The organism is Leptospira harrisiae, assembly GCF_002811945.1.
In the GTDB taxonomy this organism is placed as follows: domain Bacteria; phylum Spirochaetota; class Leptospiria; order Leptospirales; family Leptospiraceae; genus Leptospira_A; species Leptospira_A harrisiae.
The window spans coordinates 1,572,605-1,584,153 of record NZ_NPDX01000001.1; the positions used below are offsets into that span (position 1 = coordinate 1,572,605).

Annotated in this window: 10 protein-coding genes and 1 tRNA gene; 10 read left to right on the plus strand and 1 reads right to left on the minus strand. The window is 38.9% G+C overall.

The features are described 5' to 3' along the window. The first annotated feature begins 43 nt into the window (after positions 1-43). Genes CH364_RS07295 through gspN form a run of 7 tightly spaced genes read left to right on the plus strand, consistent with a single transcriptional unit; the run spans position 44 to position 5,884 of the window. On the plus strand, positions 44-562 hold the full coding sequence (locus tag CH364_RS07295) for a general secretion pathway protein GspH (RefSeq protein WP_100743461.1): 519 nt from the start codon (positions 44-46) through the stop codon (positions 560-562). Continuing rightward, a complete protein-coding gene (locus CH364_RS07300) occupies positions 540-1,067 on the plus strand; it encodes a prepilin-type N-terminal cleavage/methylation domain-containing protein (RefSeq protein WP_100742886.1) in 528 nt (175 codons plus the stop codon). Before CH364_RS07295 ends, CH364_RS07300 begins: the two co-directional genes overlap by 23 nt. After that, entirely contained in the window at positions 1,067-1,708 is a 642-nt protein-coding gene (locus CH364_RS07305; protein ID WP_100742887.1) for a type II secretion system protein GspJ, read from the plus strand. The genes CH364_RS07300 and CH364_RS07305 overlap by 1 nt, the downstream gene beginning before the upstream one ends. Continuing rightward, the gene (locus CH364_RS07310) at positions 1,671-2,771 is read left to right on the plus strand and encodes a type II secretion system minor pseudopilin (RefSeq protein ID WP_243401284.1); all 1,101 of its coding nucleotides are present in this window, start codon (positions 1,671-1,673) and stop codon (positions 2,769-2,771) included. The genes CH364_RS07305 and CH364_RS07310 overlap by 38 nt, the downstream gene beginning before the upstream one ends. A 2-nt stretch (positions 2,772-2,773) precedes the next feature. Further along, positions 2,774-4,396, plus strand: a complete 1,623-nt coding sequence (locus CH364_RS07315) for a cell division protein FtsA (RefSeq protein WP_100742888.1) — start codon at positions 2,774-2,776, stop codon at positions 4,394-4,396. Continuing rightward, positions 4,396-4,920, plus strand: a complete 525-nt coding sequence (locus CH364_RS07320) for a hypothetical protein (RefSeq protein WP_100742889.1) — start codon at positions 4,396-4,398, stop codon at positions 4,918-4,920. Before CH364_RS07315 ends, CH364_RS07320 begins: the two co-directional genes overlap by 1 nt. Before the next feature lies 1 nt (position 4,921). Next, positions 4,922-5,884, plus strand: a complete 963-nt coding sequence (gene gspN / locus CH364_RS07325; RefSeq protein WP_100742890.1) for a type II secretion system protein GspN — start codon at positions 4,922-4,924, stop codon at positions 5,882-5,884. Positions 5,885-6,217: 333 nt separating this feature from the next. On the opposite strand, the gene CH364_RS07330 is transcribed toward gspN, so the two are convergent. Beyond that, the gene (locus CH364_RS07330) at positions 6,218-9,838 is read right to left on the minus strand and encodes a vitamin B12-dependent ribonucleotide reductase (RefSeq protein ID WP_100742891.1); all 3,621 of its coding nucleotides are present in this window, start codon (positions 9,836-9,838) and stop codon (positions 6,218-6,220) included. 220 nt (positions 9,839-10,058) lie between these two features. Between CH364_RS07330 and CH364_RS07335 the strand changes: the two genes are divergently transcribed. From CH364_RS07335 to CH364_RS07345, 3 genes are all read left to right on the plus strand, one after another. Continuing rightward, positions 10,059-10,131 (plus strand) — tRNA-Asn (locus CH364_RS07335). A gap of 20 nt (positions 10,132-10,151) precedes the next feature. Beyond that, positions 10,152-10,889 (plus strand): L,D-transpeptidase family protein, encoded by a 738-nt coding sequence (locus tag CH364_RS07340; protein ID WP_165779489.1) that lies wholly within the window; start codon positions 10,152-10,154, stop codon positions 10,887-10,889. Between the two features lie 35 nt (positions 10,890-10,924). Further along, positions 10,925-11,521, plus strand: coding sequence for an LBF_2127 family putative lipoprotein (locus CH364_RS07345; RefSeq protein ID WP_100742893.1), 597 nt, complete (start codon positions 10,925-10,927; stop codon positions 11,519-11,521). The last annotated feature ends 28 nt before the right edge of the window (positions 11,522-11,549 follow it).

Genomic DNA, 11,549 nt, shown 5'->3' on the forward strand with positions numbered 1-11,549 from the left:
TCTCATTGAGATCGCCGTTGTGATTTCCATCCTTGGTTTAATTATGGTGATTGTTGGTGGTACTCTCCGTAACCTAATCATCCCATCCACAGAAGACATTGCTGTTAAACTACAGGAATCTTTTAAATTCGGATACAATAAGGCCCAACTTACAAACCAAGCCGTTTTATTCCAATATGACTTTGAAAAGCGTGAATACCAGTTTTTCCTTTTAAAAAGAGAGGAAGGTGGACTAGAAGAGGAATCCATTTTAAAGAAAGTAACTCTTCCTTTTTATTCAAAAATTGTCAGCGTACGTGACTTAGGTGGTAAGCCAAGATCGGAAGGAAAAATCCGAATTGTATTTACTCCACAAGGAACCACAACCGATTTATTTTTGTATGTTGGCTCCGATACAGAAATCAAAAGAACCATTCAAATTTATCGTTACGGTGGAAAAATCAAAATTCATAAAACAGAATATTTTCCGGAACTAGACACCAATCAAATTCAAAAAATATCCTATGGACTCGACGAAAGAGATGAACAGGTGGATTCCAATGCAAAAACCCAACCTAAATAATTTTACACGTCGTGCATTTACCCTTTTTGAAGTTACCATTGCAATGGCAATGGCAGCGATGGTAATGACTTATACATATTCACTTATTGCAGAAGGAATTTCTTATCAGAAAAAAGCAGTTTTACTCGCCAATGCAGTTCATTTAGCAAAAATCAAAATGGCTCAAGTAGATTCATCGACAACTATGCAAACGGACACCTCTCGCGGATCCATTGAAGCATTTCCTGGTTACACTTTTGAAACAGAAATTAAAGAAGAAGAGATGGATTTACTCAAACTAGCTGCTGGGCCTAATGCGGAATCCCTTCGGAATAAAGCACCCAAGGATATGTTAGGTGATAAAGATGTTGGATTGAGTGACCTGATGAAAAAAAGAGGTCAGAAAAAAAGTTTTGAAACAGGTGGGGTTTTGAAAGTATTTCGTGTAAAGGTTTCTATTTTTTATATAGATGGAAATAAAAAAGAAACATATAGTGTGGAAACTTTCAGGAGCACAAAATACTAATGTTTGTGAATCGTAGAAGACGTGGATTTACACTCGTGGAAATTTCCATCGTTGTGATGATTATGGCTGTGATATTCACAGGAATTTTTTCTGTATTTTATACTGCGAATAAAATCTCACGAAAAGGTGCCTCAAACAAAGGTGCAAATCGTAAAGACATTCTTTATGCAATGGAAAATATTCGTGGTACTCTCACTCGGACTTATTTTATCGATAATCAAAAAAGAATTTTATTTGTGGGAAAACAAGATGGTGTGACTGGGACAAGAAATGATCGGATTGTATTTGCTACTGCCAATCCGAATTCCGAAGAAGAAGGACAAGCTTCGGTCAGAGAAGTTTCCTTTTATTTGCGTAAAATGCCAAATCCTAAAATGGATGGATTGTCTTATTTGATTCGCCGAGAAGATGAAATGATAGATACATTCCCCACCCAAGGTGGCGTTGAACATGTATTACTTGAAAATGTAAAAAGTTTCCAAATGAAATTTTCCGAACGCGGAGACAAATGGGTTGATGATTGGAATTCCCGTACTACCAAAAAAATTCCAAGACTCATTCGATTTGAAATTATATCACTTGTGGGGAATGCCTTTGTTAAATATGAATCGCTGGCGCATCCGGTTATCCTCTACAAATAAAAACGCAAAAAAAGGATTTATGGTCTATCTCCTAGTGATGGCGATAGGTACCGCATCTCTGTTTACGGCATCCAAATTTTTTGAAGATGCGGCAACTGAATACCGTGTGGCCCGCTCTCAAGCAGATGGATTTCGTGCCCATATGCTTGCGAAAGCAGGTTTTATGGGTGCCGTGGGAGCTCTTAAAAAAATTCCAGAAGAAGTATTATACCAATCGGGACTTGCGATGGACCCGCCACCAATCCCTCTAGGAGGGGGTGTCATCTATTATACGATGAGTCCAGAAGATGGAAAAATCAATATCAACTCTCTTGTGAAAATCTATGATGACCAGCCAAACCAAAGGACCATTGAAATGGTCACTCGTTTGTTTTATCAATTTGGTTTAAAGCGAGAGATGATTTTCCCTATTTTGGATTGGATCGATGAAAATCACCAAGAAACGGGAGGGGGTGCAGAACAATACTATTACAATAGGCTTTCTCCGCCTAGAAAAATCAAAAATGCCCCACTTTATTCGCTTTCAGAGCTATTGAGCGTGAAAGGTTTTGATCGTTCCCTCGTTTATGAAAGTTTGAAACCAAAGGATTATGATAAAAATAACTCCAAGGACTTTATGACAGAGGAGGAAAGAGCCCTTCGTTCCGATAAGGATTATGTGCTCTCCAATAATATCACAGCCTATTTGCCTGCAGGTGATTCTTACGATGACCGAATCAATATCAATACGGCTCCCTATTTTGTCCTGATTTCCCTTTCCGACTTTATGACCAAACAAGCCGCCATGAAAATTTTGAAACTCAAGTTGCAGAAAGGAGGCTATATTAAAGAATTGAAAGATCTGGAGACCGAACCAGAATTCCAAGTCAAAACCACAGGGGATCTCACTCTGTATAAAGAACTTGCGGGTGAGGGAACGGATGTATCTGGTGGACGAATCAAAACCAAGGGCGAAGTTTATAAAATCACTGGGGTTGGGATTATCAAGGATAAAGTGGTTCGAAAGGTATCGGGTCTTTTTGACCTTACCAACAACCAAATGTTATACTATACTGAAGATTAATTATGTTATCATTTGACCAATACCTAGCTATCGATTATGGTTCTACGTTTTTAAAGGGAGTCCTTTTCAAAAAGGTTCTCGGAAAAGTTGTCATCCTCAGGACAGAAAGCCTTCCTGTTGTGGAACTTGATGAATCAGAAGGGGATCCCTTCGAATACAATATCATTCGTTTCATTCAAAGTTTTTTTCCTGAAGAAAATAGGTTTTTATTAAATTTAGGAATTCACAATTTATTTGTTCGAGATCTAACGGTTCCACTCGTTTCTGAAAAAGCCATTCAAGAAGTTTTACCTTTTGAAGTCGAAAACTTAGTTCCTTACCCCATGGAAGAACTGGAAGTCATTGGAAAAACATGGAGAGCAAATAAAGAAAACTCAGAAGTGATTTCCTTTAATGTACACCACTCGGAATTACTTCGTGCGTTAAAACCATTTGCGAAGGGTGATTTATCTTTATCTTGTTTGTCTCTTGACTCCTTTGCCTTATCTTCGCTCGTTACAAAAAACTATCCTTTGTTACTTGCTGACCAAACTATTTTGCAACTTGATTTGGGTGGAAGGTATAGTATTCTGAATGTTCTCTTCGAGGGAAAACTACGACACACCCGCCAAATTTATATTGGTGGAGAAGATGTGAGTTTAGAAATCGCAAACTTACTTAAAATCGAACTTGAAGACGCGCGGGTTTTAAAAGAATCTCTACCTGTTGGGTTTCTGTTTGAAACAATTGAAAAATCAGATGAATCCAGTTTTCTTTCTAAGTTCCATATCTCTGCAACGCAGTGGAAATCACTTCGAAAGTTTATTTTAGCAAAAATTGACCAACTCATTCACGAAGTGGAAAATAGTATTTTTTCTCTTCCTGAAACGGAAAGACCTAACCTGATTCTTTTGTCTGGTGGAGCAAGTTTGTATCCTGGTCTCACTTCTTATTTAGAAGAGAAGTTGGGAATACGGACTGGGCGTTATGAATTTTTAGGAATTGATGATCCAAGTTTTGTGACAGCAGTCGCTACGGGAACTCATTTTGAATCTCGTAACCGAGTTAACTTTTTAGAAACTGGATTTGCAAAACGAATTCATACTAACCGATTTAAATTATCGGCATTTAAACCTCATTTAATTCTTGTTAGTATTTCTCTTGTCCTATTGTTTGGTGTTTTTATTATCGGAATCATTTTGGACAAACGAAAAATTTCTGCAAACAAACAAGTTTTACTAGAGAAGTATAAAAATGGAATTGGTGGTGAACTTGGTGAAGACGACGATCCACTCGCAGAGGCCAATAAAAAACTAAAAGCGGAACGTAAAAAAACAGAAATTTATCGTCTTTTCCTTTCACAAGAAAGTGTTTTGGACGTTTTGAATGAAGCCACAGAACAATTTCCTTCACCAGAAGTTTTACCTTTTATTTTGGATCAGTTTAACTTTGAGGAAAAGGAAATCCAAATATATGGAAGGGTCAATGAATTTGGAGAAATTGGAACCATCCAATCAGCCTTAGAAAAATCAGAGAAATTTACAAACATTCAAATTCAAAACAAAAGACTCATCACTGGTGTCAATAAATTCAAGGTTAGTTTTAAAATCAAAATGGATGTTGTGACTCCTAAGGATGAACCGTAATGTTTGATCGTTTGAATGATAGAGAACGGGTTTTAGTCACAGGACTCATTAGTTTTGTGGCACTCCTTGGAATATATACAATCATCACCCTGTTTTCTGATTTGAGAAATAGTCTTACGGAAGAAATTTTTGAAACCAGATCACAAGCTAGCGAACTCGACCGGGTGATTCGGGAATACAATTATTTACGTGGATTGCAGTCCGGTGGAAGTGAAGAAGACGTGAGTGTGATGTATTCGAAACTGGACCAAATTCTGGTTCGTTATAATCTCAAAGACAAAGTCCAAACCATGAAGGATACAAGTAACGTCATTCAAAAGGACTATAATAAAATTACGATCGATGTATCTTTTCGTTCCGTACTTTTACAAGACATCATCAAACTTGTTTACGATATAGAAAAAAATAAACAGATCCAAGCAAAAGTGGACTTACTTAGTTTTCGAAAACCATTTGCAGAAAAAGAAATCTACGATGTAAACTTAAAAGTTTCTTCCTACAGTCGCTTGTCCAAAGGGAAATGATATGCCAAAAGAAAATGAATTGGAAGAAGATTTCCTAACAGAAGAAGACCAAGAAATCCAAGAGAGTCTTTTGGAAGACGATGGTGATTTGTTTGATGAAGATGGTGACGAAGAACATTCCAAAGTCAACCGTAAACAGATTTTTACCTTAGTTGCCATTGCTGTTGTTTCCTTTTTTGTATTTACTTTATTTATTTTTCCACTCAATGAAATCGTCCGTTCTATCCTTATCAAAACTGGTAAAGAAACCGGAATCTTTATGGATGCAAAAGAAATCCATTTTCCCATGATCGGGAGAAAGTCTTTTGATAGTTTTGTAGCTAGTTTCCCAACGGGAACTTCGATCAAGGCAGAAGAAATTAGTTTAGGTGTCTCTCTGATCGGACTTTTGCAGTCCAGGTTAGATGGCGATGCTAACATTGGTTATTTTAGTTTTGAAGGTAGTGAATGGGCTTTTTCTGCCCAAACATTGGACATTCCGCTCCGATTGGCTCCACTCGATGATAAAATTACCAAATGGAATGGAGAAGGGGAAATTGACCTTTCTGGCGGAAAAATCAAAGAATCTGCAGAAATTCCTTTTTTAGGTAGTCTTAAGGGAACTGACATCCGTAAGGCGAATCTTGTTTTCAAAATTCGTTCCGGAAAATTACTTTTAGAGCGGGGAGTTTTAGAGTCATCTCTAGCTAAATTTCAATTCCAAGGTGTGGTTCGTCTTTCTGATACTTTATCTTTTTCCCAACTGGATCTTAAGGTTTGTTTTACTTTGACTGAAAAATTTGCTCAGGAACGCCAGGACTTAGTGGGAATGGTTGCCCTTCTTCCGCAAGAAGGGGGCAAAACTTGTATCCCGATTCGTGGTACATTTTCATCTCCAAAGGTTGATCTTCCCAACTTAAATCAGTTAGGTGGCAGTGCGCCAAAAGCAGAAGATACTTCGATTGAACCGGCTCCAGTCCCTTAAGTTTTTATCTTAGCCTATCCTCCAAATTATAGGATCTCTTGAAAGAATGGGATCCGGTGCTTTTGAAGGATCACTATCTTTATCCTTTCTCCGAATATTAAAATTTCCAAACTAGATTTTCTAAATTCTATTTGGTAGATAAGCCATCTCGCAAAATGCATACGGGCTTGTGGGCTACACTGATGATAGATTCAGATCTCAAAGTTAGCAGAGAGTCAAAAGAGATAAAAAAAGAAGACCTAAAGGGTTTCGTCCCCAAGATCTCTTTTTTCCATAAACCTCAAACTCCGATCGAAACGACCAGAGTTTAAGATCTTGATTGGAGTTTAGATTTTACGAACAACCGGTCGTGGATCCGCAAGAGATACACTTGAGACAAGCTCCGTTACGAACCATTTGGAAGGAACCACATTCTGTACAGGAATCTCCTGTATATCCTTTGGTTCTCGCTTCTCCAATGATTTTCAGAGTTGCCGCTGCTGATTGCGCTGCTGTTGGTGGTGTTCCACTAGCGACTGCCACAGCTTCCGGTTTTTCTTCCAAAACAGATTTCATAGAGATAGGTGCCACTTGTAGCGGAACACGAAGTCCGCTACTTTCCTGCTTTCCCACTAGATCCTTTGCGGGATCTGCTTTTCTGCCCACTTCATCTGTTCTTAAGTCTTCGGGAGATACTTGTGCCAAGTCGTATCTTCCTAGGTAGGTTATGGCAAGTTCTCTAAAGATGTAATCGATCACAGAAGTAGACATCTTAATGTGAGGGTTGCCAGAAACCATACCGTTTGGTTCAAACTTGAAGAAAGTGAATGCTTCTACAAATTCTTCTAGTGGAACTCCATGTTGGAGACCGAGGGAAACGGCAATCGCAAACGCATTCGTAAGGGAACGGAAAGCCGCTCCTTCTTTATGCATATCGATAAAGATTTCACCGAGTTGGCCATCTTCGTATTCTCCTGTGCGAAGGTATACTTTGTGACCGCCAACCATTGCTTTTTGTGTATAACCTGCACGGCGGTGTGGAAGTTTTCTTCTTTCCGCAATGTATTTATAAACAAGTTTTTCCGCCACTTCCGTTACCGTTTTAGGAGCAGAAGAAGTTTGAAGTTCTTCCTCTTCTTCACCCACAGCACTTAACAATTGGAATACAGAGTTAAGTGGTTGTGAAAGTTTAGATCCATCACGGTAAAGTGCGTTTGCTTTGATCATCACTTTCCAAGACATGAGGTATGCATTTTTTACATCCTCTATGGTTGCCTCCTCGGGAAGGTTGATCGTTTTGGAGATCGCACCCGAAATGAATGGTTGTGCCGCAGCCATAATTCGGATATGTGATTGATAAGATAAGAAACGTTTTCCGTATTTCCCACATTTGTTTGCACAATCAAAAACAGCCAGATCCTTCTCTTTGATGAAAGGTGCGTTTTCGATAGTCATAGTTCCACAAACATAATCATTTGCTTGAGAAATCTCGTCTGCAGAAAATCCAAGAGTTTCCAAAAGGTTAAAACTCATAGAGTTATAAACCGCAGGATCAATTCCTAAAGTTTTCGAAAGGAAATCTTCACCTAATGTAAATTTGTTGAATGCAAATTGGATATCAAAAACAAATGGAAGTTGTTTTTCGAGTTTTTCCAATACATCTTCTGTAAAACCTTTTTCTTTCAAACGAGCTGTGTTGACACCAGGAGCACCGTTGAAAGTAGCATGGCCTTTACAATAGTTCACAATGGCATCTTGTTCTGCTTGGCTGTATCCAAGTTTTTTTAATGCAGCCGGAACGGATTGGTTGATGATTTTGAAATATCCACCACCAGCCAATTTTTTGTATTTCACGAGAGCAAAGTCTGGTTCGATTCCTGTAGTGTCACAGTCCATCACAAGACCAATGGTTCCTGTAGGTGCAATCACAGTTACCTGTGCGTTGCGGTATCCGTGTAACTCACCAAGTTCCAAGGCTCTGTCTGAATCTTCTTTCGCTGCTTCGAGTAAGTAGGAAGGAAGGAACGATGGATTGATTCCCACTGGAGTGATGGTAAGGCCTTCGTATTCTTCTTTTGGTGCATTGTAAGCAGCACGTCTGTGGTTACGAATGACACGAAGCATATGGTTTTTGTTTTTTTCGTATCCAGCAAATGGCCCAAGTTCTTTTGCCATCTCTGCTGAGGTAGCATAAGAAGTCATATGCATGATGGAAGAAATCGCACCAGTCACAGCCATCGCTTCTTGTGAATCATAAGGAATTCCCATGATCATGAGTAGGGAACCAAGGTTTGCATATCCCAGTCCTAAAGTTCTAAACTTGTAGGAGAGCTCTGCAATTTCTTTGGAAGGGAACTGCGCCATAAGTACAGATACTTCTAAGATGATGGTCCAAATTTTGTTTAAGTAACGGTATCCCGCGACATCAAAACTTCCGTCTTCTTTTAAGAATTTAACAAGGTTTGCGGAAGCCAAGTTACATGCAGTATTGTCGAGAAACATATACTCAGAACAAGGGTTCGATGCATTGATGGCACCGTCTTCTGGACAAGTATGCCATTCGTTGATGGTGCTATGATACTGCGTTCCTGGATCTGCAGAGTTCCAAGCAGCATTGGCAATTCTTTCCCAAAGATCACGCGCACGTAAAGTTTTAGAAGGTTTTGCTTCTCTGTTTGCGGCCTTTGCTTTTTCCTTTTCGGTTCTATTGTAAAGATGGAAAGGAAGGTCTTTTTCCACTGCTTCCATAAACTCATTTGTGATTCGCACAGAGTTATTGGAGTTTTGTCCAGAAACAGTGTTATAAGCTTCGGATTGCCAATCAGTTGTCAATTCTTCAAAGAGTAGGTCTTTGTAACCTTGTTTGGAAAGGTCAATCACTCGTTTGATGTAGTTGTCTGGAACAAATGCTTTCCTTGCTTTTTGGATCGCTTTTTTCAGATCTAAATTGGCAGCTGGGTCGTAAGCCGCTTCTTCACCAAGTGTTTGTTTGGCGGAAGAACAAGCGCTCATAATATCATTGAGGAGGCGGTTATTGAGAATGGACCCCGTAACAAGGGATGCCACTTTTTTCTCTTCTTGCACTTTCCAATCGATGAACTCTTCGATGTCCGGATGGTCCATATCAAGACAAACCATCTTCGCTGCACGACGAGTGGTTCCTCCTGATTTGATGGCTCCCGCAGCTCTGTCCCCAATTTTAAGGAAAGACATAAGCCCGGAACTTTTTCCCCCACCAGAGAGAGATTCATTAGCAGCACGTAAGTTAGAAAAGTTGGTTCCTGTACCAGATCCGTATTTGAAAAGACGAGCTTCACGAACCCAAAGGTCCATAATTCCACCTTCATTCACTAAATCGTCATCCACAGATTGGATGAAACAGGCATGGGGTTGTGGGTGTTCGTAAGAAGAGGCTGATCTTACAAGTTTTCCCGATTTTGGATCCACATAGTAATGCCCTTGTGATTTCCCATCAATTCCATACGCCCAGTGGAGTCCTGTGTTAAACCACTGCGGGGAATTGGGAGCAGCCATTTGGCTTGCGAGCATAAAAATAACTTCTTCATAGAAAACACGAGCACTGTCTTCATCTGTAAAATAACCGTGTTTATAACCCCAATACGTCCAACAGCCGGCAAGGCGATGGAAAACTTGTTTGGAGTCTGATTCTCCCACAAATCTGTCTTCAGGATTGAGAGCGGAAAGTTTTTCATCATCAGGAACAGAACGTTGTAACCATTCAGGAATTCCTTTTTCCGCTACCTTCTTTAAATATTTGGGAACACCTTTTCTTCGAAAGTATTTCTGCGCGAGGATATCTGTTGCCACCTGCGACCAAAAATCCGGAACTTCCACTCCGTTGGCCTCAAATACAACTGACCCGTCAGTATTCGTAATTTTAGAATCCTTACGGACCCAAGTTAAATTCGGGTAAAGACCCGTATTCCCTTTGGTAAAATGCCTCTCAATTTTCATGCAGACCCCATCTACAACAACATATACAATTTCTATTTTTTCCTCTACCAGGAGCGGAGAGGATTATGTCACAATGAAGGTATCTTTAGTTGGAAACATCCATTTTTTATCTGAAGCTTCCCTCGATTCTTAGAATTTTTTCAAAATTTCTGTAGGCTCTGAAAGTTTTTTTTCGTTGACCTAGCGACCTTTCTCCGTATCATGGTCACAGATTCGAGATTCCCCTTTAGCTCAGTCGGTAGAGCAAATGACTGTTAATCATTGGGTCGCTGGTTCGAGCCCAGCAGGGGGAGCAGGTCTGCTTTTTTGCGTTTTGATTTCCTTCAATCCACAAAACCTTCTTCCAAAAATCACCAATCTTTTAGATATTTCCCTTAAAATTTCACGAATTTTCTCCTTAGCAATCTGTTTTTTTCTACTTAGTTCGGGTTTTCCCTTATCTCTTTTCGGGTCACAAACAATAGAAGGTGACAAGTCAGATACAAAAGAGGCTTTTCACGAGTCAGAACAAATCATATTCATCACAGCATATGCAAAAGAAACGAAAGGAAATTTGTATTTTTACAGCCTAGAGGACGGGGAATGGAAGCCTGTTTTGGAAAATATTCCTGTGCGACTGGGTAAAAATGGAATCATCCAGGGAGAAGTGAAACGAGAAGGGGACGGACACACACCTTCAGGTATTTTTCCAGTGCAAAGAATTCTAGGCAAAGAAAAAAGGAAAATTCAAAGTTTAGAATATATTGAAATTTCGAAAAATTCTCATTGGACTGATGTTTCTACGTCCAAACATTACAACCAACTCATCAAACATAAAGAAAAAGGTGCAGTTTCTCTTTGGGATTCAGGAATTTATGAATTGTTTATAGTCATAGAACACAATACAAGCCCACCTATACCTGGTTATGGAAGTATGATCTTTTTACATCCATGGAATGAAGACAAACCAACCTCTGGATGTGTCGGAGTTCCTAAAGATATCTTAGACGTTTTGGTGTCTACATTGGATGGCCGTAAAAACCCATACATTATCCTACGATTGTTAGATTAACTTGACAGCGGTTAGGTTTGTAATTTTGTGATTAAATGCGTTCAAAAGTGTTATTTTTGTTTTTGTCATTTAGTTTCCTATCTTGTCAGGTAGATATAAGACAAATTCCTCCTATAAAACAGGATTCGGAACTTCTAATCTCAAAATATCCAAATCAACTTTTTATAGGTAAGTTCGATATCATCACTTATGACAGAATATTATTTGTGAATAGATGGAAATCTGTTTTTATTGATCACCTCAAATCTACTAGACTTTTTAGCAAGGTATCGGCTCCGAATGATACTACTAAAATTACTTCTGATGATTTTATTTTGGATGTAACGATTCATCCGAAATATTCGGATACTTACAATTATTGGTGGACTTGGCCTGCAATTTATCCCCTGGTCGGTTATTGGCCTATCCAGATTCGTGAAACAAATTATAAAGTCCAAATAGATTATAATTTATATAAAGGTACGCAAATTTATGCTTCCAATACTTTGGTGGAAGAAGCAGAACTCACTGTTGAAATTTATGGTTTTTATCGAACTGCAAATATTGAAAAGATGATAGAAACTAGTAATTTATTGGTTGTTGAAAAATGTTTTAAAGATATCGAATCAAAATTACAAAGTTCGAATCGATAATGTTTGAAAAAAAAATGGTCTCTCTTAT